This window comes from Paenibacillus sp. MER 99-2, assembly GCF_023714095.1.
Lineage (GTDB): Bacteria > Bacillota > Bacilli > Paenibacillales > Paenibacillaceae > Paenibacillus.
In genome coordinates this window covers 103,106-126,367 of record NZ_JAMAUZ010000003.1, presented here as the reverse complement: position 1 = coordinate 126,367, position 23,262 = coordinate 103,106, and the positions used below count along the sequence as shown (strand labels likewise).

The window sequence follows — 23,262 nt, the reverse complement described above, 5'->3', positions numbered from 1 at the left end:
ACTTGATACGAATTTAGAATATATGAAGTGCCATATCTTCAGTAATGAAGGCATAGGGCAAAACCTTTTGTAAATTCTCAAATCAACCCTGCCATATCCCCGTTTAAACTCTCTTTTAGAGTATTAATCGCTTGAAAAAGGCCTTGTAATCCCTCATCAGGTGAACGTGAAAAAACAGAAATAGTGATACAGTAGTTAATATTTAAATTAAGCTCTTCTCTCGTAAAACTCACTAATTCATCATCGTCTTGTACACTCGTCGAGAAATTAGGGTTCGTAATTGAGTATTAAGCCTCTTTGCATTTCATATGAGTCTCCTGAGAAAAATCTTTCAGAGAACTCAACAATAATTCTGCTAATTGTTCAGTGTCATCTTTATAAAATAGGTACAAGGATAAGTCGATACTATTCCCTCCAGAAGAACTAATTATAATTAATACAATTCTTGGTTTCACTCATTTACAACTTAGTATATTTCTTAGCAGTAAGAAGCCCTGGATACGATGTCTCTAGAGTTTTAAAGGTTATATCTATCTCATCACCGACATTAAATACAGACAGATTTACACCACTAACCCAATATACTTCGCTATATTTGTTGGATTGTATTAATTTATTAGTATCTTCCTCAAGATCGTCTGTTGCTAGATCACTAATGACAAGAATCCTATTGTTTACTTGGTCAATATCTTTTACCGTTCCCTGAACTGACCTATCCTCTGAACTTGGAATACCGCACGCGCTCAATAATAACAAGGACATGAATATCAACAAAATCTTATATACTTTGCCCATGGTTATCCCCCTCTTCTCTACTGATTAGCCTGGGCTCTTAATCCTGCATCGCTTATATCGATTGGTTCCTGTTTGGACATATATTCAGCAGTTGCCAAAGGAAAGGCATATCCTCCTGTGATAATTTCGCCATGCTGCCTTCTAATAGTCCCACCCTTTTCAATTAGAAGAATGAGTGGTTCATATAGATCATGAAACTTCAATGCAACTTCATTGCCAGAGTCAATTAACAATAACCACTCTAAGTATGCTTCACAAGTTCCTTTAATAAAATTATTCTTTAGTTCCCCTAAGGCAGGACACTTCTCTGCTATACATGAATTAGCCTCATACCCGAGTGCCTGAGAAGCTTTGAAGAAAGGATATGACGTATTTAATTCATAGGATGTGATTAGCAATGCTGCGCGCCTGATATATTCCTGTAATAGTGCCATGTGTGACGGATCATCTACACTACCTGATTTGCTCCAGTTCATGTTATTAATTCTTGCTATACCTTTGGAAAAAGTATTCATGGATGACCTCCACAATATTACCTATGTGTTTAACCCTTCTAAATCTAGCGGTTTCATCTCAAGGAATTTACCATACCAACTATTTAACGGAATATGAGCGCTCCCTACTACATCTAGTTCTCTTGGTTCAAGTATGACTAATCCATCTTTTTTAAAGATTTGTATGAATGGTCATATATACTAACTACTCTCGAAATGATAGGTCAAATTCCCTCTCTAGCTTTAGCTTATAACCAATCAGCTGCGTCTTGCCCTTATTCAATGGTTATTCCAAATTAAATGCTCCCTCATTAGATGTCCACTGATTACTCGTTATTTAAATATAGATATTTTAGTTAAATGGTTATACATAAATAGCACTATAGTTCCTCCAAAACGTCGTTTAACATAGAATATACTATATTAGAGATCAATAGCTAAGGGTTGAGATAATGAGTAAAATACAAATTCCTGTGGATCAAATGACGCATACGGTTAGCTTATTCAAGTTAGGGCATGGGCATATGCGGCAAATCTTAGCTGGACTAAACGTCCAACTTACTCCTTTGCTTAGCAGTTTTGAAGGTGAGACAGCAGAGCGTTTTGCCCACTTATACCGTTATGCGGAAAAAAACCTAAATACTACTCTGGAGTTGCTTCACACAATATCCCTGAGATTAGAACAGATTAAAGTGCGCTTTGTGGATACAGATTCAACTATGGTTAATATATCTGCGCTTCTTGATTATCAGGCTAATCCCGGTACTCCACGCAATGATTTAGTCTGTGGCCCCAATGACCCTCGACCCAAACGAAGTGTAGAGGAGCATGTGGAAGCTTTCTTCAATCAAGCTGGAGACAATGTATTAGCAGTTGGTGATTCTGTGATTCAACTTGGAAAGGACTTTATTGAGCATCCCTTAGATACTGCAGGCAACTTTCTATACGATAATACTATTGGTACCATTAGTGATATAGGGGACGGAATTGCCTTCACATGGAACTATGCATGGGATAACGGAGATACCCGTAAACAGGCCGAGAAGCACGTTGCAGACGAATTCAATAAAATGAAGCAAGAAGGCGGAGCAGAGTATGCTGCCAATATCACTACTTCTATGCTTCTTGGACTTTTCGGCAGAAAAGTTGGGATTAAGTCTATTGATGGAAAGCAGCATCACTCACCCCATACTGATTCTGGTGGAAATAGTGAATCTAGAAAGAATCCTAACGTGGATAGTTATGAAAATGAAACTTCCTTTCATTATAGTCACGAGCCCACAAAAAGAGGCGGTAAAAGTATCTCGGATCAAATTACTGAACGTGGTTGGAATGACCAACGATTGGGTGAAGCTATTAATACACCTGCAGGTACTGTTGATTGGATTGACCAGAGAAAAGGACAAAATAATGCACCTGTTACTGTATTTTATCATCAAGATGGGGGTTACGTTGTCAGAAGAAATGATAGTGGGGAAATTATCCAGATAAGTCAGGTGGATGACCCCAATTGGAGCACATACTGGTCAGATGATGATATAAACTGGAATAAATAGAATCAAAGTCATCGTATCTATTTAAAAGGAGTGAAACAATTGTCAGATAATAATAATTGGAGTACAAATTATCCTCCCGTTGATATTAATACAGTAAAGACCGTTGAGAACAAGTGGGGGATTCGATTCCCTTCGGAATATATCAGCTTTATAACAAACTATCACGGTGGAGAGCCTACTAAACGGACGTTAAATATTGGTGAAAAAGAAGTGGCGTTCTCTTACTTTTTAACCTTTATCGCATTTGATGAACTTGATATTTTGGATGTATATAATGAGCAAAAGGGTAATCTTCCCCCTAAACATTTTCCTTTTGCTATGGATAAAGAGAGTAACTTATTTTGTTTCAACTTCAATGACACTAGGCAACCGTCTATTGTGTATGTAGAAACGATATCTTCTTCAGAACCTTCGGTATATAATGTGGCAAGTAATTTTACTGAGTTTGTCCAACAATTTAATTAAATAATCAAGCTTTTTAGTAACACGTATGGCTCTTGTTGTAATCCGTCATAGGGAAGGACAAGATTACTTATTTAGTACATGAGAAAAACAAAAGGCTGTCTACGATCTAATATCATCATAGGCAGCCTCAAAGATAGTCTATAGTTTTGAAACATCGGTAAAGCATTAACAATGTCTTCTGACATTTGTCTTTTACATATCTTCTTTCCTATACTGCTCCCCGCTCCAACACCCCAAACTCCACCCTGTTCCGCCCATTCTGCTTCGCTTGATACAACGCCTTATCTACCGCAGCAAAGAGCTGTGTCAGATACCCCTCCGCATTCTCTGGCACATGTGCATAGGCAAAATCCTCAATCGACAGAATGCCGATGCTAATCGTTGTGGACACCTGTGCAGTCCCATGATCGACCATGACTAGATTGGACTCCACCGCGAGTCTTACGCGTTCAGCGATAACATTAGCTAAGTCATGTTCGGTGTGCGGAAGGTAGATCATGAACTCCTCCCCACCATAGCGGGTTAAGATATCCGTACTGCGAATGGATTGTCTAACAGCCTCCGCTGTGCGTACGAGCACTTCATCACCAATTACATGCCCATAGCGATCGTTAATCGCCTTAAAATGATCAATGTCGAGCAGTAATAGAGAGAATGGCGTCCGGTACTGAATGTTAGTAATGACCTCATGATTCAGATGCTGGGTCAGGTATCGACGATTGTAACACTGCGTTAGGCTGTCGGTCAGCACCAGTTCTTCCAGCTTACGATTGGCCTCGGACAACTCCTGACGGATCAGATCCAGCGAATGATTACGCTCCTGAAGCGTCTCATACTGCCAATTCAACTCTTTCACATAATAGCGCTCCTGCGAGACGTCCTGAAAGGTAAGAATATGACCAATGGGCACAAGCATCGAATCGACAATCGGAGACGATTGCATAATATAGTGGTAAGCCTGGTTATTCCCCTCTACAATCACCTCAAGCTGCGATAGAACGATTTTCTTCGACCTATATTCATACAGAAACTTCTGGTAACTGCCTTCTACACGAACACCACTTAGAAATGCCTCCATATCAAAAGAATCCCCCACATGCATATCCATAAATGACCTGGAAGCTTTGTTCGCTTCAACAATAATCTCATTCTCATCCAGAACGAGGATGCCGTAAGGAATCGTGTTAATCACATCCTCATGGGCAATGGAGACCAGATCGAACACGTTATACCTTTTGATAACATAGACGAAGAACAGATCGGATAGGAAAATGCCAAGCGAGGTCATTCCGGGAATGATCGGCAACCACGGACTCAAGATCACATTCAGAATAGCATCAATAGTTGCAAAAACAGCTAACACCAGAATACCCCTGAGGGTGATTCTTACCTGATTTTTGATCATCGTAGGTGTCTTAGCTGAAGATAGCGCGCGGAATAAAATGACAAGGGAGACTAAGAAATAGCTCACCAGAATAGCCATCACTACCCAAAACCAAGGACCGTATGCCCGCTCAATATAACCGCCCTCTAGTGGAATAACAAACTCACGCCAAGGATTGGCGACCACGCCTATTGCTCCAATTAAAGCTGGAACAAAAAGCAGATACGCCCCTTTGGTACTCAATCGTTCTGCGTAGCCAGTAATGAAAATCGTCAACAATAACCAGCCACTCCCTAGTAGAGAAACAGCGACGAAAGACAACGTAACATAGAACAATTGCAAGCCGGGATCATCCGTTAACGTGATTGCAAACTGACAGAATGGCCACAATATCATCAACCCGTGAAACAGAAAATACACCTTATGTAAGTTCGTAATTCTAGCGGTAGCAAATACATACACACCTACACCAAACAATAGGACAAATAACAAGAGATCATACCATACGAGTGGGTTCACGAGCCTTCTCCTTCTTGGATGCGACAATGACTACACAGTTCATCAGCAAATAGATCTGAAATACATCTCATACGTTGCCGAACTTCATTACTTCATAAACATCTATATTGGATACTTCTAAAATAATTCTATTTACGTTCTGGTTAAATTAACCATATATTATCATACCGCTGATACGCTGAGTAGCCCAGTCGTTGGAAGTATGACCAACCTCTGATTGAAATGCTGATCTATTTTGCACTTTTGTGAAAGATTTTAAAGGTTCCACGCCAAAAAAACGTCCAGCTTTAACTGAACGCCTTCCAGCCCGTAACGGGATGAGCTTTCTATACTATTGAAAAGATCCAAACAATTCGCGCAGGTAGTCTCTCCGTCCATGCAAAATCCGGTGTATAACAACTACTCCACCAAGAATCCGATAAAAAACTAGATAGGGCTCAACAGTTATAAAACGATACCCTCTGGATATCAGGTTATATTCATCTTCTTGCAGTACCGATCCCAAATTAGTAAATTCAGCAAGATTAGCTATGGAATTATCAAGCTTCTGTAGCATGTTGTCCGCGGCAGAAGCATTATCATGTGATATATATGAAAAAATTTCGTCCAAGTCATCTACAGCAGCTGGAGAATAATTGATTTTACTTTTTGGATGCATTTATTTTTCTCCGCATTCTAGCCATGACTTGGTCATGATCAAGCAGTTCTTCACCTTCAGCAACCTGTTTTTCCGCAACCAACAATTTTGATTGGAGCTTGTATCTAGCCTCCATTCTCCGGTATGCTTCATGACTCATTACGACCAGGTCTGCTTCGCCATTACGGGTAAGGACAACCGGTTCATCAAGTTCATGGCAAAATTTCGAGAAGCCATTATAATCTTGGCGAATTGTTGTGGAGGGCTTTATGTGCATAATCAAAACTCCTTTCTCACATTACTTTATTATGACATTATTATATCATTATAATAAATAAAATTTCTAATTTTTTGTATATAATACCCGATTTATCTTTTTGATAACGGCTCATTATCCGAGAAAAGAGCCGGGTTATCCTTCAACATCTCCGTAAGCACCTCGGTTGTTCTAGCAGCATCACACACGCTGGCGACTGCATCGCCGAAGCTTCCTTTATGCATCGCACCTTCTTGAACCAGCACCTCATCCACCTTCCAGAAATGCTCTGACCAAGATAATCCGCAATGTCTGCGGGAAGGCACCGAGATTTTAGTTCCATCTGGCAAAACGGTGTACAACATCTCATGTTCATCGGTCATTCTGCCTGGAATGTCCACCCACTCCTCGATACCATGGATAAACGTATTTCGTTTCAAATCCACGCCCACGAGCAATATTGTCGCTTTGCGATCAAGCAACTTCCCCCATGCCGAGCCCCGCGCACATGGCGTATCGAAGAGATGGTCGTCCTCTGTGAACGCCCGTGCGTCCTTACCTAATGCTGCGACAGAATGTGTAGGGTGCCAAGAACGAACCACGTTAGGACGTTTGCGGAACAGCTCTGGTAGAATCCCCACACAACAGGAAGACGTTTCCACGTGGAACAATGGATTGATTTTGTTAATAGTAGACCATGTATGCGTAGGCAAAACGAGCAATCCATCCTTCATATATTCACTCAACGCATCCAGCACAGTATCAGCGCCACCTTCCACCTCCCCCATACTTTTCATGGAAGAATGCATTAGCAATGTGCCGTGACGATCTATGCCTAGTTCTTCTAGTTGAGTAAGTAAACTTTCGTACGTATGTGCCATGATAGAGCAACCTCCTTTAGGCTTTATGACATATTGAAAAATAAAATAAAGAGCCGAGAATTTACTCTCGGCCTCTAAAAATACATTTTAATCATGTGTATAGATGATAGCTAATACTTTATATCTCTTATTTCTTTTTACAGCCTTTTCTTAATATGGGTTAATCATAATCCCTCATAGTCTGATTATAACTTGGTTGATTCCTTATTGCTTCACAAGTTCGTTCCTATTTAATAACAACATAATCCAGGTTAACGAGCTTCGCGTACGTGATGATCTGGTCTGTTGTCAGGTTCAAGGATACAACCGTATGGTGACCGCCACCATTTTCGATCCATGCCTTCACTCCGTCTTGGAAGTTAGGCTTCACGTTCCAAAGCACACGTGCTACTGGCAGATTAGGTGCTGGAACCGTTGGCTCGAATGCAGACACTTCGTTGATCAGCAGTTTGTAGTGGGTACCGAAGTCAGCCATCGATACCACAACGCCTTCGCCTGCTTTACCGTCGAATACAAGACGTGCTGGATCTTCACGATCGCCAATTCCCAGTGGTGACACGATAATTCTTGGTTTGGTGCTAGCGAGTGTTGGATCAACTTCAAGCATGTGAGATTGCAGGATTGCTTCTTGGCCTGCTGCCATCTCGTACGTGTAATCCTCCATGAAGCCGGTGTTTTCATTGTGAGCCATGATTTTCAGCAAACGGTCAAGCGCTGCTGTTTTCCAGTCACCCTCACCAGCGAATCCATAACCTTGAGCCATCAGGCGTTGTACTGCCAGACCTGGAAGCTGCTTCATGCCATGCAGATCTTCGAAGTTGGTTGTGAAGGCACTGTATCCACCTTCGTCCAAGAAACGTTTGATCGCAATCTCATAGCTAGCTTGCACACGCACACTTGCTTCCCATGCTTCCTTGCTATTCGTACCATAGTCGAATTCATACAGCTCTGCATATTGAGCAATGAGATCATCGATCTCTTGTTCAGTTACAGCATTCACGTATTGAACGAGATCACCGATACCGAAGTAGTCCACAGTCCATCCGAACTGGATCTGTGCTTCAACTTTATCGCCTTCTGTTACACCCACGTTGCGCATGTTGTCACCGAAGCGAGCAACTTTGAGGTTATACCCTTCGTTATACGCTACCGCTACGTCCATCCAATCGGCAACTTGTTGCTGCACTTCTGGGCGCTCCCAGTAGCCAACAACGATTTTATTTTGTTTTTTCAGGCGTGCATTGATGAAACCATATTCCCGGTCACCATGTGCCGCTTGGTTCAAGTTCATGAAGTCCATGTCGATGGTAGCCCATGGAATGCTCTCATTGAATTGAGTTGCCAAGTGAAGCAGTGGCTTTTGTAGCAATTTCGTACCACGAATCCACATTTTTGCTGGGGAGAAGGTATGCATCCATGTGATCACACCCGCTACTTCGTCACGGTAGTTTACTTCTTTCATAATGCTCGTGATTTTATCTGCGCTTACAGCCAGATCCTGCAATACGAGTGGGTAAGGAAGCACGCCGCTTGCGTTAAGGGCATCCGTAATTTTCTGCGCATTTGCTTTAACTTCACCCAATGCTTCTTCTCCGTACAGATGCTGTGAACCTACGACAAACCAGAATTCTTTCGCTGCTGTTGCTGACATGTAATCATCCTCATCTCATTTTTATAGTTGAACATATGGGTTTACACTTGCCACTCCGATGTCAGAACAACCTTCCTATCGCTGTTATCCCCAGATTTTTTGATTCCCTTCTCCAAAGGGGAAAATCCGGGGATAAAGGCGAACGCTCCGCTTCTTCAGGTTATTTCTGCCCTCTCCGTTATCGTGTAAAAAGTATAGTTGAACACAAGCCATTCCCACAATAAACCACTTGGAAGTTAGAACACACTTCCTAACACCCTTATAACCACATTACTTCTGACCGTAGTACGCATCCTTGCCGTGTTTCCGCAGATAGTGTTTATCGAGGATGCCCTGTGGCAGTTCCTTCGCAAAGTTGTTCAGCTGGCGCGCGTACAGGTTCATTTTGCACACTTCCTCTAGTACGACGCTGTTCACGACAGCCGATTTAGCGTCTTTGCCCCATGTGAACGGTGCATGACCATGCAGCAGGACAGCCGGAATCGCCATGACATCCAGTCCGCGTTGTTCAAATGTCTCAATAATAACGCGTCCGGTCTCCTCTTCGTATCCACGATCAATCTCATCCTGATTCAGGAAACGTGCACAGGGTACAGATCCGTAGAACGTATCGGCGTGGGTTGTACCCATGACAGGTACGTCCAGACCCGCCTGCGCCCAGATCGTCGCCCACGTGGAGTGCGTGTGTACAATACCGCCAATCTCCTTGAAATGCTTATATAGAACGGCATGGGTTGCGGTATCAGAGGAAGGTCTCATCTCCCCCTCAACCACGTTACCGTCGAGATCGACGACAACCATGTCGCTGGCTTTCATTTTTTCATAATCGACTCCGCTTGGTTTAATGACGAACAGACCGCTTTCCCGATCAACCGCGCTGACGTTACCCCAAGTAAATTTCACCAAACCGTGCTTCGGCAGTTCCAGATTGGCCTGGAATACCTCTTCCTTCAGTTGCTCTAGCATGTTATTCCCTCCCGTTCTCTACCAGATGCTCTACAGCTGCGTGCTCAATCGCGAGTCCACTCCGGTAGCGTTCGATAAATGCTTCGAATCCCTTCACATCGGCCGCCTCCGGTGCCACCTCGACCCCTTCCACATCCTTGAATACCTTCTGCTCCAGGAAAACATCCAACGTCTCTTGCTCACTTTGATTAATCAGGTACGAAGCAAGCAATGCCATTCCCCATGCGCCACCTTCGCCAGCTGTGGACATGACGGATACTGGAACGTTCATCGCTGCGGCTACAATTCGCTGTCCCACCACAGGCGTTTTGAACAATCCACCATGTGCCAAAATGCTATCAATGGCTACCTGCTCCTTCTCAGTAAGAATATCCATACCGATCTTGAGTGCGCCAAAGGCACTAAACAGATGCGTACGCATGAAGTTCGCCAGGTTGAACTTGCTCTCTGGGGAACGGACAAACAACGGACGACCATGCTCCAGACCTGTAATATTTTCACCCGAGTAGTAACCGTAGCTGAGCAATCCGCCGCCATCTGGATCAGCCTCTAACGCCTTGTTGAACAACACGCTGAACAGTTTGCCGGAATCCACCTCGATGCCCATTGCCTCAGCGAATTCACGGAACAATCCGATCCACGCATTAATGTCACTGGAACAGTTGTTGGCGTGCACCATGCCGACCGGGCTACCATCTGGGGTAGTTACCATGTCGATCTCGGGATACACACTGGACAATTCCTTCTCAAGTACGATCATTGCGAATACAGATGTACCGACCGAGATGTTCCCTGTACGTTTCCGCACACTGTTCGTCGCCACCATCCCCGTACCTGCGTCACCCTCTGGCGCACAGAGCGGAATACCCGTAACCAAGTCCCCTGAAGGATCAAGTAGCTTGGCTCCTGCTTCATTCAATTCACCTGCATGTTCACCTGCAAGGTATACCTTAGGCAGCAAGTCCTCTACTTTCCACGGATATCCTTTGCCAGCGATATGTTCGTTGAACTGGTTTACCATGGATGGATGGTAGCTATGCGTAGCTTCGTCGATTGGGAACATCCCCGATGCATCACCAATTCCAATCGCTTTATTACCTGTCAGTAACCAGTGGATGTAACCCGCCAGCGTAGTCATATAATCAATCTGAGGCACATGCTCTTCATGATTCAAAATGGCCTGATACAGGTGGGCAATACTCCAGCGCTCTGGAATATTGAACTGCAACAGGTTGGTTAATTCCCGCGCCGCTGCTCCAGTAGTGGAGTTACGCCATGTCCGGAACGGTACCAGCAATTCTCCTGCTTTATCTAGCGCAATGTATCCATGCATCATCGCTGAGAATCCAATCGATCCGATCGTTGTCAGCGTAACTCCATACTTCTGCTGCACATCCTCTTTCAGCTCACGATAAGCCGTCTGTAGACCTGTGATGATGTCCTCCTGGTTGTACGTCCAATATCCGTCTTTCAGCAGGTTCTCCCACTCATAACTGCCCGACGCAATCGTCTCAAAACGCTCATCGATCAGTACCGCTTTAATCCGCGTTGATCCAAGTTCAATCCCAAGTGAAGTAGCTCCCTTGGCAATGGCTTCTTTAATATCCAGATGACTCATATTCCCGCGTATCCCCTCTCTGGTCGCCATTTACGTGCGAAGGATAATATCTATTAGATGTTGTTGAACACACACTATTAAGAAGCATCTTAGAAAAAATGCTGCTTCACTTACGTTAATGGCTGTAATCGACTCTATAATTCAGTTACAAGCATCCCTATTCACACGATTCCTCTCCATCAGGGAGTAGTGTCATGTCCTCTTTTGCTAAGAATGCGCTTTCCTAATCTGACAGCCTTAGTATATTTTTTGTACGTACATTTGTCAATTATATATTATAGTTATACTTACAATGACCATATATTGATCTATATGCTGTTATTACAGCGTCTTATAGACAGATAATCTGGTTATGCTGTAAGGTACACATCAACTGTATTTAGCTTGAAATGTACGCAACATTGCGAAAAATGTACAGCTTCATTCTCATCTAAATCAAATCATGCTAAAATATGTACGTACAACTATTGGAACTCTATACGTTAATATAGATAAGTCATGACGAAAGAAGTGGAATATGTGAAGCCTAAATACCAAGTCATTATTGATGATATAAAGAGCCATATCCTCTCGGGAACGTACAGCATAGGCGAACAGATTCCGACAGAATCCGCTTTGCAAGACAGCTATAATGTAAGCCGCCAGACGGTGCGGAAGGCCATTCTGGAATTGTCTAACGAGGGATTTTTGCGGAGTGAAAAAGGTTCCGGAACGTATGTAAGCAATCAGTATCGATCACGTTCGGGTGGTAACACGTCGAAAAAAACGATTGGTGTCATTACGACATATATCTCAGACTACATCTTTCCATCCATTATCCGTGGTATAGAGAGTCGTCTGAATGAGGACAACTATTCGTTGTTGCTCGCCAGCACCAACAATGATGTCGCACAGGAGAAGAAGGCACTCGAAATGATGCTCTCCTACGGCGTCGATGGTCTAATTGTCGAACCCACCAAGAGTAACCTTTACAACCCGAACATCGCGTATTATCTGTCTTTCAAAGAGCAGGATGTGCCGTTTACGATGATCAATGCGTTCTATGAAGAACTGGAGGTGCCTTTCTTCTGTCTGGATGATGTGCAGTCCAGCTACCTCGCTACCCGCGAGATGATCGCGAAGGGTCATACCCAGATTGGCATTATTGCGAAGATGGATGATCTACAGGGCAAATACCGGATGAAGGGATACATTAAAGCGCTGGGTGAAGCAAAATTACGTTTCCATCCCGAGCAGGTGCTTTCGTTTGATACAGCATCCAAACCTGAGTTATCCTCCAATGTGACTGCCTATCTGAACGAAAATAGGGATGCGCTCACCGCGATTGTCTGCTACAACGACGAAGTGGGGCTTGAAGTGGTGAACGCCTGCAGGCAACTGGACATCTCCATCCCGCACGAGTTATCCATCATCGGTCAGGACAATTCGTACATTGCCAAGAACGCAAATATCCGGCTTACTACATTAACCCATCCCCAAGAGCAAATGGGACGTGATGCTGCGGATTGGGTGATTAAGAAGCTGCAAGGCAAAAAGGATCTGCCGACCAATACCTACTATCAGCCCGTATTGGTAGAAGGTGAAACGGTGAGGGAGATCGAGGTAGAGTAAATTAGCATTCGGAGATTCGGTCGAGATTAAACACTTCACGTCAAAAAGTGGTGGCAGGTGAGCGCTATCTATCGTCTACACGAAAGTAATGCATATCGTAATACATGATGGAATGGAATGGAATCGAATCTTCTTCATTTATATGTAATATCGCAACCGCTCGGCAGGTAAATCCAACTTGCCCTGCGGTTTTTTTCATTTCTCAGTGGCTTAACAAAGGTACACTAATTCTGTTCTCAAAACCTCCTTATTAATTATTAGAAATCGTTTTAATAGAATCAGGTGCTACATATAGATCGAAGTGATGCCTCTCGTCTAGATCTAGTTGTAAAAACGATACTTTCATAGGTTATGAAATTGATTAAAAACCATATTTTTCATTGACACCCTCTCCAGTAAAGCGATATATTTATTGACGTTGATAATCATTATCATGGTTAGAAAACGTTTTACTATGTTCTTAATCGAATTTCCACTCTTAATCTTCAATGTTCAACTACATAAGCCGGAGATTCAGCATCATCCAATACATTCAAGGGTTCAGGAAGGGGAAACACATGAACACGAAGAAAAAGCTATCAATCGGAACACTCCTTATCTCATTCATGCTGATCATGGTATTAGCAGCGTGTGGGAATAAGACAGAAGAACCTGCAGCTGCTCCTGCTGCAAGTGACACGACCGCAACTCAGACAGAGACAGCAACACCTGCAGCTGAAGATGAAAATGCAGGCTATCCAATTACGATTAAACATGCGCTCGGCGAAACAGTTCTAGAGAAAAAGCCTGAGCGTGTAGCTACTGTACAATGGGCGAACCATGACGTTGTTCTTGCACTTGGACAAGTTCCTGTGGGCTTCTCTGCCGCAAACTTCGGTGTACAAGATGACAGCGGACTTCTGCCTTGGACGGCTAAGAAGCTCGAAGAGCTTGGCGTAACTGATCCAAACGTATTCATGGATACAGACGGACTGGACTTTGAAGCTATTTCTGACTCCAACCCCGATGTTATCCTTGCTGCATATTCCGGCATTACACAAGAAGACTATGATCTCCTAAGTGAAATCGCTCCGGTAGTCGCTTATCCAACAGCTCCATGGGCAACAACATGGCGTGAACAGGTTAGCCTGAACGCTGAAGGTATGGGTATGAAAGCAGAAGGCGAACAACTGATTAAAGATACAGAAGACATGATTAATGAGAAACTCAGCGCATACCCTCAGATCAAAGACAAAAAAGTGGTATGGGTTAACTTCTCCGCTGAAGACATGTCCAAACTACACATCTATACACCTGTAGATTCCCGTGTTGCCTTCCTGAAGGAACTGGGACTGGTTATTCCAGATAGCATCACTAGCCAAATCACAGATCCTAACAGCTACTCTCTGAGCCTAAGTGCAGAGAATGCAGAAGCTCTGAATGATGCGGATATCCTCGTTGGTTACGGAAATGCTGAGTTGTTGAAAGCTATCCAAGCTGATCCACTTCTAGGCAAAATCCCTGCTGTTCAAAGAGGCTCTGTTGCATTTATTGAAGCAGATACACCTCTGGTTGCTGCAGGTACACCTAACCCACTGTCCATCTCCTATACCATTGATGATTATCTGAAACTCATTGGCGCAGCTGTCGATAAGGTCAATGAATAATACATCCGTATCGAATGATAACCAAATACGAGCACATATGCCCAGGAATTTCATTCTGGTGTTGAGCATTTGCGTAATACTGCTCGGTGCAACTCTAATTGCCTCACTGGTCTTCGGCTCTCGACCAGTGAGGTTTCATGAGTTAATCGACGGATTATTTCACCCGGAAGTAGACTCCTATGGAGCCAATATTGTGCGCAAGCGGATTTCGCGAACAGTCTTCAGTTTGTTATGCGGAGCCGCTCTTGGCATTTCAGGAGCACTGATGCAATCCGTCACTCGGAACCCCCTTGCTGACCCGAGCATATTAGGCGTCAATACAGGGGCTTCCTTGTTTGTGGTTTGTGGGATCGCGTTCCTGAACATCAGCAGTGCTAATCAGTATATCTGGCTAGCACTTGCCGGGGCTGCAATCACTGCTGTGTTCGTATTCGGGATTGGCTCAATGGGGCGTGGCGGAGCCACGCCCATTAAGCTTGTTTTAGCCGGAGCGGCCATCAGTGCCGCACTTTCCTCCCTCGTCACCGCCATTATGATTCCACGATCGTATGTCATGGATCAATTCCGATTCTGGCAAGTCGGAAGCGTGGGCTCCGCTACCTGGAGTGGAATCAGTACGTTCATTCCGTTCCTCATTGTAGGTGTGATCATTGCATTGCTTACGGCTCCTGCACTCAATGCACTGGCGCTAGGCGACGATGTCGCAACAGGGCTCGGTGTTCGAACCGGAACGTTGCGCTTCATTGCCGCACTTGCAGGGGTTCTATTGTGCGGAGCAGCGACAGCTCTTGCAGGTCCCATTGGCTTCATCGGCTTGTTATCTACGCATGTCATTCGCCTGATTCTGGGGCCAGACTTGCGATTTGTCATACCGATGTCCGCCGTTGCCGGAGCCATCATTTTGACGATATCCGACGTTGGCGGCAGGCTCATCAGCAACCCTGGAGAGCTTGAAGTCGGTGTCATTACAGCGTTTATTGGCGCTCCAATACTAATCATCCTAGCGATGCGATCGAAAGTGCGATCCCTATGAGAGATCAATCCATTGAATTTATTATGGCAGGCAGACGTCACCGACGTCGCCGCTGGATACTCGTCACTAGTCTGCTGGCAGCACTAGCCTGTGTGTTATGCTGCGCTATGCTTTTACTGGGGAATACCATCTATCCGGTAAAAGATGTGATTGCCTCCCTCTCAGGGGAGAAAATCAAAGGTGTTACGTTTGCCGTAAACACGATCCGTTTACCAAGAATGCTGACAGGTCTCCTTGCCGGGTTTGCATTCGGTATTGCAGGGCACACCTTTCAGACCATGTTACGCAATCCGCTAGCGAACCCTAATGTGATCGGTATAACGTCTGGTTCAAGTGCAGCAGCGGTTTTTTGCATCGTTGTGCTTCAAGCGAGTGGGGCAGTCGTTTCCTTAGCCTCCGTAATTGCAGGTCTGGCTACTGTGCTATTCATCTATGTACTCTCTAGAGGAAAAGTGTTCTCCATTGGACGATTAATTCTAATCGGCATTGGAATTCAGGCGATGCTTGATGCAGTCATATCTTATCTACTACTAGTCAGCTCCGAAAAAGATATTCCTGCCGCGATTCGCTGGCTTACAGGCAGCCTCAACGGTTCTCAGATGAGTGCTCTGCCGCCTCTACTGATTACGGTACTTATCTGTTCGCCTATTATCATTCTATTAGGTAAACACTTAAGCATATTGGAGCTTGGTGAACAGTCGGCATTCTCACTCGGCGTGGACACGGACAGAACTAGAATTGCTCTAATTGTGAGTTCTGTTTGCATGGTTGCTATTGCTACAGCAACTACAGGCCCGATTGCCTTTGTCTCCTTCCTTGCGGGACCAATCGCGAAGAGACTCGTCGGTGCGGGGGCGTTGAACAGCATCCCGGCAGGTCTGGTTGGTATTAATCTCGTTCTAGGCGCAGATCTGATCGGGCAGTTTGCTTTTGAATACAGATTCCCCGTAGGCGTCATTACCGGATTACTCGGAGCACCATATCTAATCTTCCTATTAATCCGAATGAATCGAAAGGGGGAATTATAATGAAACCGACACATGTGTTTGAAGCCAAACAGCTTGTTGCTGGATATGACAATAAAACGATCATTCATGGCGTCGATCTGGTTATTCCGAGCAATAAAATAAGCGTGATTATCGGTTCCAATGGTTGTGGCAAATCCACACTTCTCAAAACCATGGCTCGGCTCATTAAGCCGACATCTGGCAGCATTACGCTGGACGGCAAAGCCATCGGTAAGATTCCACCCAAGCAATTGGCTCGCGTAGTCGGACTTCTCCCGCAGTCCCCCATTGTTCCAGAAGGTATCTCCGTTGCGGATCTCGTTGGTCGGGGCAGATTCCCACACCAATCCTTGTTTAGTGGTTGGACGAAGAAGGATTACGAGGCAGTTGCCGAAGCAATGACCATTATGAACATTACCGAGTTCGCCAATCATAACATCGACGAGCTCTCCGGTGGACAACGTCAGCGTGTCTGGATCGCCATGGCGTTAGCGCAACAGACCGACATTCTGTTTCTGGATGAACCAACGACGTTCCTGGATATCACCTATCAGGTGGAGATTCTTGACCTGCTTACCGAACTTAATCGTACACATGGGACAACGATTGTTATGGTGCTTCATGACATCAACTTGTCTGCACGTTATGCGGACTATATCTTTGCACTCCACACCGGAAAGCTTGTCGCTGAGGGCACGCCTACAGAGGTTATTACAAGTGGACAGGTCAAAGACATTTTTGGACTAGATTGTACGGTTATTGAAGACCCGATCTCGGGTTCTCCTCTCGTTGTACCAAAGGGACGATATCACGTTCATGGTGCGCATTAGGCTGGTTTCATACTAAAAATGAGAATGAAGAACTCAAATGGCTCCGAAGATGAGTCCATAAAATTTCGTGAAACAAACCCCTGTCTTATTAAGACAGGGGTTCTTGCTCTTTTCAGATATAGAGATAATCTAGCTACATCTCGTCTATTAACTTTGTTGTTTATGCTGATAGATCTTCATGACAGATGCATACAGAAATATCGGGATTAATACCGCCATATATTTCACTGATCCTTCAATATTCGCAACCCATATTATAATCACACTTGTTAGGATATACATGATAGCTAAAAGTAGTTTAAAAGGTTTCATTCCCCATATCCTCCCATTCCTTTAAGGTACGTAATATTCACCTATACGACTCGGCTATACTCTCTCAATGTTTACGTAGAGTACGACTTCTTATAAAAAAAGAGGGCCATACCAGCTTAACGCTGTATTTCCCTCTTCTCTATCCATTTTACACTATTTAACCATAAATGGAACCCAGGTCTTATATTAGAACATGATCTACGTTAACGTAAGAACGATTTGTTCTCCGGAACGGGTAATTTTATAGATACCCTCCTGCATGTCGATTCCGTAATGCTTTTTCAGCAGGTATTTGGCGTTGAGATCGGTCTCGACAACCACGAGATAATCATAGTTACTCAGCAAGTTGTCCATGTTATCCTCATAGAACAACACGATGCCGTCCACATGCGGTGCATATAGGAAGTATTTGCCGACATACTGCATGTAATAATTCGTAACCTGTTGGTCCCGGTCAGAGCCGTAGAAGAGATACCGTTGTGTATCTTCTTGACCACCTGCGTACCACCGATCACCCGTCACTGCATGAATTTTATAGGGAAGTGTCGTATCATAGCTATTCGCAATGGAGGCCATACCATTGTATTCCGACAACAGAATGGTGCCTGCAAGTGCCATACATGCGATGATTCCCTTTTGATAATGTCCCTTCGACTGAACTGATTTGAAAGACTTGAAGTCCGGTACTTCACCGATTCGATAATGAAACGAACGCTCGATATCAACGGCAGCACACAGCACTAACCCGCCAGCAAAGAGAACTACAATACTGGATGCATAACGTTCAAATCCAGCCAGTCTCACCGCTTCATCCACTGGCATGGAGAAGAGATAGAGCGCCAGTATCCCTGCATAGTACAGCAGCAACACAACATTCAGTGCGATCAGCACTTTCCACAGGTTCCACTTCTTCTTGAGTACCGTGTACGCCACAATGGATGCTGCAATGGCCACTAGCTGGAAGAGTACAATACCGATCACGGGTCTAGTCGTAATATCTATACTTGATTTCAGGAAGAGCGTCAGAATCTCCCACTTCTGCTCTGCCGTTTTGCCAGCTTTGAGCGCCGAACCTGCGCCCTCGAACTTGTTATCTACCCCTTGGAACACTGTTGCCATACGCCAGCTCCAGCCGAAATACGGCAACAATGCACCACCAATCGTACCGAACACTGCCAGACCAATTTTCCAGTTCGAGCGTTGCTTATTTCTCAGCCAAGTGTACAACAGGAAGATCAGACCAATCGCTGCAAAAATGACACCTGTACTCTTGATCACCGTCAGCACACCCGCCAGCGGAAGAACAATAATGCAAGCCCGCTTAAGATCATGACGATACTGATAGATCGCTGCCAGAATGGCAAGTGCATAAATCGGAAGCAAGAAATCCACCAGTAGATTGGTGATGCGGATCGTCAGGTTGAAGAAGGACAATGTCGATAAGCCGAACCCCAGAAAGGCATACAGCAGGAATCTTTTCTTCTCTGACACGACACCAAACATCGCATAGAAACAGGAAAAGATCAGCAGCGCCTGTGCCAGCAACATCGTGGACTGGGCATGTCCCATGAACCGGCAGACGTAATAGATAAACGACGATGTTCCGAGCGGATAGTTTTTGAAGTCAATCAGATCAGAATCCGGCGTCGGGAACGCATTGGTACTGAGCATCTGCTTCAACACAATTGCCCAGTGCGAGAAGTTATCGTAGTGTGTCAGTTCATTTTGGAACAGAATCAGCAAAAAGATAAACGTTCCGCCTAGAAAGCTAAGCTGGAATAGCGAGAACATGAATTGTGGCTTTGCCCCTAGTCGTACAGCTTGAGCCAACGTATCTCGAAACAGCAGTAAACCTATAATTAGCACCACGATGCTTCCTATAAAGAGTTGACCTATTAGGCCAATAAAAAATACGATACAGGCTATTGCGGAGAACACAAATATAGGGATGAACTCCCAGCGTAATGAGAGTACCTTCCGAACAAACTGCATGTAACCTACAAAGGAGATTATCAACAAAACTCCCATTACAAATTGAAGCAAACTGAGCATCTCTATCTCTCCTAACCCTCTCGGATGAAACTCTCGGATTGTGGGGGAGTCAAATCATTCAACAATTGATTAATAAGGCCGCGCTCCACGATATCATCGATATTCTCCACGGAGAGAAGCACTTCACGATGATTAGCTGTTGTATTGCCCGTATGTTTCAGCATCACTTCAATATTGCTTTTGGTCATAAACGTAACGATGGACCCAGCGGAGATGTTGCCGTGTAACCCCGTCGCCGAGAAGAAACGATAGTTGAAGCTACGCAGGATGCAGCCTGAGTTATTCGTAAACGTGACCGGTAGCTCCATTGAAAGTCGCGGCATTTTCCGCTGATCGGATCGCTGCTGAACAACCCGCTTCTTCACATTACGTAGCATATCGTCATACGCCGTATCCCAGAGGTTCATCTGTTCTGGCAGCGAGTGTTTGCGATCATAAATAATCTGCATGTACTGGCGGTTATCTGTCTCTTCAATTGGTTGTACCGTTGCCGAATAGCGCCAGCCGGCTCCATCCTGTTTCACATATACGATGACCGCATCAAGATTCGCCTCGTACCGCTCGCTTTTTACAACGAGAGAGATGGTCTCTTTTTCAGGCAAATAGATCGGATAGGGTACATAGAAGGCAATACCTTGCTCGGATACATCGACGGTCTTCGCCTCATACTGCAAATTTCTCGCTTTGTAACGGATGGTCACATTCTCCTGTGCCCGAATGCGCTCTGTCTCCCGATACGCACGTCGACCAATCATGAAGAACAGGGCATAGCATAGTGCAATCATGTTGTGAACCAACCAGAAGATAATGATGCTACTGAAAAATAGGGCAATACCATACTTTCCGCTGGCATAACGAATGATAGCAGCAATGGATAGCAGGAGCAGGAAAATATGTGGAAGCGCATATAACAGAGCTGACATCCACTTTCGCCCACTAGACCTGCTTTTGTTCGTAACCTTGAACTTCTTCTCCCGAATCCCTAACGTCTCAAGGAGTACTGGCCATATGAGATATGGCATAAATATCGTATCGATGACCTGACTCCAGCGTTGATTCCGTATGTTACTGGACAGGTAACGCATAGACAGACTATAGAAGAAATACGACGGAAGCCAGAATATTAGAATCTGCCAGAAGGTTGTATTAACGATCTGGAAATCAAATAACGCAAACAAAATCGGTGACAAGATGAAAATTAATCGGTTAAAGAACGACCACCAGTATAAGAAACTGCTCACATAGGTCACTCTCGTCCAGAACGGAAGCTTCTCGGAAAAGGGAGCACGGGTGTTCTGTAAGCTCTGAATAATGCCCCTCGCCCAACGAATCCGTTGCTTAATCATGCTCGGAACCGTGGTAGTTGTCTGCCCGGCAGCTTGAACTTCTTGAGTCGCATAAGTGATGTAGCCTTCTTGCTGCAAACGGATGCTTGTCTCAAAATCCTCCGTGATCGTATTCAGCGGGAAACCACCGATGTCTACCATGCCTTGCCTTGAAATAATGGTGTTACTTCCGGTATACGCTACGGCATTGGAAGCATTACGCAGAATGTTGACTTCTCGTGAGAAAAAGTCCTGTTCATTCGGAATCCCTTGCTCCGCGTACAGGTTAAATTGAAATAGATCTGGATTATAGAAGCTTTGCGGTGTCTGCACCAGTCCAAGCTTGAACTTCTTATCCATTTCATCCTCTCGGCGAAGTCGCCACACTCCGCCCTCTTTGATGAATGTAGAGAGTAGGAAATAGGGAACGGTTTTCATCAGAAAGGTATGCTGTGGAATCATATCCGCATCAAAGGTAGCAATGAGCGGAGACGTGGTTTTGCTTAATGCATTGTTCAAGTTACCGGACTTAGCATCCTTATTGCCAGGAAAGCCTAAGTATCCAACACCAAATTGATTGGCAAGCTCCTCGACCTCAGGTCTCGCCCCATCATCACATAAGTAGATATGAACCTTCTGCTTATCCGGGTAATCCATGAATGTACAGGCATTTACAGTTTTATACAACAGATCGACCGGCTCATTATGGGTTGCAATAAATACGTCTACATGTGGATAGTAATCCGGCGGGACATCGGGAAAATCGAGCTGTGTACGTTTCTTCTGCATTTTTTGAAAGAACAATTCAAAGGTCGTAAGAACCGTTACCGTTTCCGCTACAATGAGCAGCATGCCGAAAATGACATTGAGGATACCCTCGCCCCATGGCAGTGTAAAAAAGATACGCCATAGCAAGTAGATCGTCATTAAGATCATGGTGATGACAAAAAAGATGTTTTGCCGTTTCTCGTTTTGCACTACAACTGCTTCCTCCTTGCTGCAAATACCCATCTACGCTGCAACTGAAAGCTAAGCAGGAACAACAAGGCATCACAGACGAATTTCGCTATCTTCTCATCTATGTAGAAAATAGTATGGAATACATATACACCTGTACTAGAAAGCAAAATGACTAATCCGCACAGCGATAAATACCGCCATAGACTGCCTTGGCTGTCCTCTTTGCGAAATACAAAATGTCTATTCAATACATAATTAATCGCAATCGATATAATTCTCGCAATGACTGTAGCTAGTAGAATTCTTAAATAGTGCTGCTCCCCTAATATAGGCCGTAAGAGGTCAATCAGAAACCAGGCAATGCCCAAATCGACGACGGAACTGGCTACTGACGATGATATAAACCGAAAAAAGTTAGAAAAAAGCACACCCATTACCCGGGCGCTATCCTGAACAGCTTTGAAATGTGTACCTGCATTCCCATTCTCGTAGATGACTTGGATCGGCATCGTATGGATCGGTATGCCCGACTGGATGCAGGAAATGAGCATCTGCAGCTCATATTCGAAGCGAGAGCCGCGAACCTCTTGCATAAATGCAAGTAACCCGGGGCCGAAGGCGCGGAGCCCGGTCTGGGTATCTGACAGCTTTTTACCATATAACATTGCAAAAATGAACGAGGTCATCCGGTTGCCCAGCAACGACTTCGGTGGGATTCCTCCCTCGCTGAAGTCCCGTACGCCAAGAACCAACGCATCAGGGTGACGTCTAGCTTCCACCGCCAGACGGTATACATCTTCTGCAGCATGCTGTCCATCTGAATCAGCCGTGACTACAAAGGCAGAGGAATCATAGTTTTGGCTAATGTATTGAAAACCAGTCTTGAGTGCGTCACCTTTACCTTGATTCTTCGAATGGCGAAGTAGGACACAACCGTTATGATGGAGTTCCTCAAAAATGGACTGGTATGCTTCTCCAGAACCATCATCCACGATAACAATATTAGTCAAGCCATATTCTCGCAATTGCTTCACATAGAGCGGAAGTCTCTCATCTGGCTCAAGCGATGGAATAAGGATGATCGTTTCGCCATGCTGTGCACCTTTCATCATCCTACATAAGCTCCAATTCGACATATTTTCACAAAATTCTTTCTTGGAATATTGAGAGTATAACACCGAAAAGGTTGGCAGTAAACGAGTAAACTGTAACCTTTTTGGTAAAAATTTTGGCTGAAATTACATATAAAAATGACTCGTTTATA

At 44.5% G+C, this 23,262-nt stretch carries 19 protein-coding genes; 7 read left to right on the top strand and 12 right to left on the bottom strand.

The window, feature by feature from the left end:
- Positions 1–459: 459 nt before the first annotated feature.
- Complete coding sequence (locus M3636_RS15600; protein ID WP_251383130.1) at positions 460–795, bottom strand: DUF3221 domain-containing protein; 336 nt, start codon at positions 793–795, stop codon at positions 460–462.
- A 17-nt stretch (positions 796–812) separates the two neighbouring features.
- Positions 813–1,310 (bottom strand): hypothetical protein, encoded by a 498-nt coding sequence (locus M3636_RS15595; protein WP_251383129.1) that lies wholly within the window; start codon positions 1,308–1,310, stop codon positions 813–815.
- Positions 1,311–1,741: 431 nt separating this feature from the next.
- Here M3636_RS15595 and M3636_RS15590 point away from each other — a divergent pair, with 431 nt between their 5' ends.
- Positions 1,742–2,845 (top strand): colicin E5-related ribonuclease, encoded by a 1,104-nt coding sequence (locus M3636_RS15590; protein WP_128104165.1) that lies wholly within the window; start codon positions 1,742–1,744, stop codon positions 2,843–2,845.
- A gap of 39 nt (positions 2,846–2,884) precedes the next feature.
- Positions 2,885–3,310 (top strand): SMI1/KNR4 family protein, encoded by a 426-nt coding sequence (locus M3636_RS15585; RefSeq protein ID WP_164848823.1) that lies wholly within the window; start codon positions 2,885–2,887, stop codon positions 3,308–3,310.
- Positions 3,311–3,518: 208 nt separating this feature from the next.
- Here M3636_RS15585 and M3636_RS15580 read toward each other — a convergent pair whose 3' ends face one another.
- From M3636_RS15580 to M3636_RS15550, 7 genes are all read right to left on the bottom strand, one after another.
- Positions 3,519–5,213, bottom strand: a complete 1,695-nt coding sequence (locus tag M3636_RS15580; RefSeq protein WP_128104167.1) for a histidine kinase N-terminal 7TM domain-containing diguanylate cyclase — start codon at positions 5,211–5,213, stop codon at positions 3,519–3,521.
- 331 nt (positions 5,214–5,544) lie between these two features.
- Positions 5,545–5,871, bottom strand: coding sequence for a type II toxin-antitoxin system RelE/ParE family toxin (locus tag M3636_RS15575; RefSeq protein ID WP_251383128.1), 327 nt, complete (start codon positions 5,869–5,871; stop codon positions 5,545–5,547).
- On the bottom strand, positions 5,855–6,127 hold the full coding sequence (locus tag M3636_RS15570; protein WP_145410995.1) for a type II toxin-antitoxin system Phd/YefM family antitoxin: 273 nt from the start codon (positions 6,125–6,127) through the stop codon (positions 5,855–5,857). Before M3636_RS15570 ends, M3636_RS15575 begins: the two co-directional genes overlap by 17 nt.
- A gap of 92 nt (positions 6,128–6,219) precedes the next feature.
- Positions 6,220–6,987 (bottom strand): AAC(3) family N-acetyltransferase, encoded by a 768-nt coding sequence (locus M3636_RS15565; protein WP_251383127.1) that lies wholly within the window; start codon positions 6,985–6,987, stop codon positions 6,220–6,222.
- Between the two features lie 226 nt (positions 6,988–7,213).
- The gene (gene araA, locus M3636_RS15560) at positions 7,214–8,638 is read right to left on the bottom strand and encodes an L-arabinose isomerase (RefSeq protein ID WP_128104172.1); all 1,425 of its coding nucleotides are present in this window, start codon (positions 8,636–8,638) and stop codon (positions 7,214–7,216) included.
- A 270-nt stretch (positions 8,639–8,908) separates the two neighbouring features.
- Positions 8,909–9,604 (bottom strand): L-ribulose-5-phosphate 4-epimerase, encoded by a 696-nt coding sequence (locus M3636_RS15555; RefSeq protein WP_251383126.1) that lies wholly within the window; start codon positions 9,602–9,604, stop codon positions 8,909–8,911.
- 1 nt (position 9,605) lies between these two features.
- Entirely contained in the window at positions 9,606–11,222 is a 1,617-nt protein-coding gene (locus tag M3636_RS15550) for a xylulokinase (protein ID WP_251383125.1), read from the bottom strand.
- Between the two features lie 519 nt (positions 11,223–11,741).
- Here M3636_RS15550 and M3636_RS15545 point away from each other — a divergent pair.
- From M3636_RS15545 to M3636_RS15525, 5 genes are all read left to right on the top strand, one after another.
- The gene (locus tag M3636_RS15545) at positions 11,742–12,833 is read left to right on the top strand and encodes a GntR family transcriptional regulator (protein ID WP_128104174.1); all 1,092 of its coding nucleotides are present in this window, start codon (positions 11,742–11,744) and stop codon (positions 12,831–12,833) included.
- A 557-nt stretch (positions 12,834–13,390) separates the two neighbouring features.
- Positions 13,391–14,479: an iron-siderophore ABC transporter substrate-binding protein gene (locus M3636_RS15540; protein ID WP_251383124.1), complete on the top strand. Its 1,089-nt coding sequence runs from the start codon at positions 13,391–13,393 to the stop codon at positions 14,477–14,479.
- On the top strand, positions 14,472–15,512 hold the full coding sequence (locus M3636_RS15535; protein WP_251383123.1) for a FecCD family ABC transporter permease: 1,041 nt from the start codon (positions 14,472–14,474) through the stop codon (positions 15,510–15,512). Before M3636_RS15540 ends, M3636_RS15535 begins: the two co-directional genes overlap by 8 nt.
- The gene (locus M3636_RS15530; protein ID WP_128104177.1) at positions 15,509–16,540 is read left to right on the top strand and encodes a FecCD family ABC transporter permease; all 1,032 of its coding nucleotides are present in this window, start codon (positions 15,509–15,511) and stop codon (positions 16,538–16,540) included. Before M3636_RS15535 ends, M3636_RS15530 begins: the two co-directional genes overlap by 4 nt.
- Entirely contained in the window at positions 16,540–17,349 is an 810-nt protein-coding gene (locus M3636_RS15525) for an ABC transporter ATP-binding protein (protein WP_128104178.1), read from the top strand. Before M3636_RS15530 ends, M3636_RS15525 begins: the two co-directional genes overlap by 1 nt.
- A 510-nt stretch (positions 17,350–17,859) precedes the next feature.
- Here M3636_RS15525 and M3636_RS15520 read toward each other — a convergent pair.
- From M3636_RS15520 to M3636_RS15510, 3 genes are all read right to left on the bottom strand, one after another.
- A complete protein-coding gene (locus tag M3636_RS15520) occupies positions 17,860–19,527 on the bottom strand; it encodes a hypothetical protein (RefSeq protein ID WP_251383122.1) in 1,668 nt (555 codons plus the stop codon).
- A 197-nt stretch (positions 19,528–19,724) separates the two neighbouring features.
- Positions 19,725–22,016, bottom strand: coding sequence for a glycosyltransferase family 2 protein (locus M3636_RS15515; protein WP_251383121.1), 2,292 nt, complete (start codon positions 22,014–22,016; stop codon positions 19,725–19,727).
- A complete protein-coding gene (locus M3636_RS15510; RefSeq protein ID WP_251383120.1) occupies positions 22,016–23,110 on the bottom strand; it encodes a bifunctional glycosyltransferase family 2/GtrA family protein in 1,095 nt (364 codons plus the stop codon). The genes M3636_RS15515 and M3636_RS15510 overlap by 1 nt, the downstream gene beginning before the upstream one ends.
- Positions 23,111–23,262: the final 152 nt, after the last annotated feature.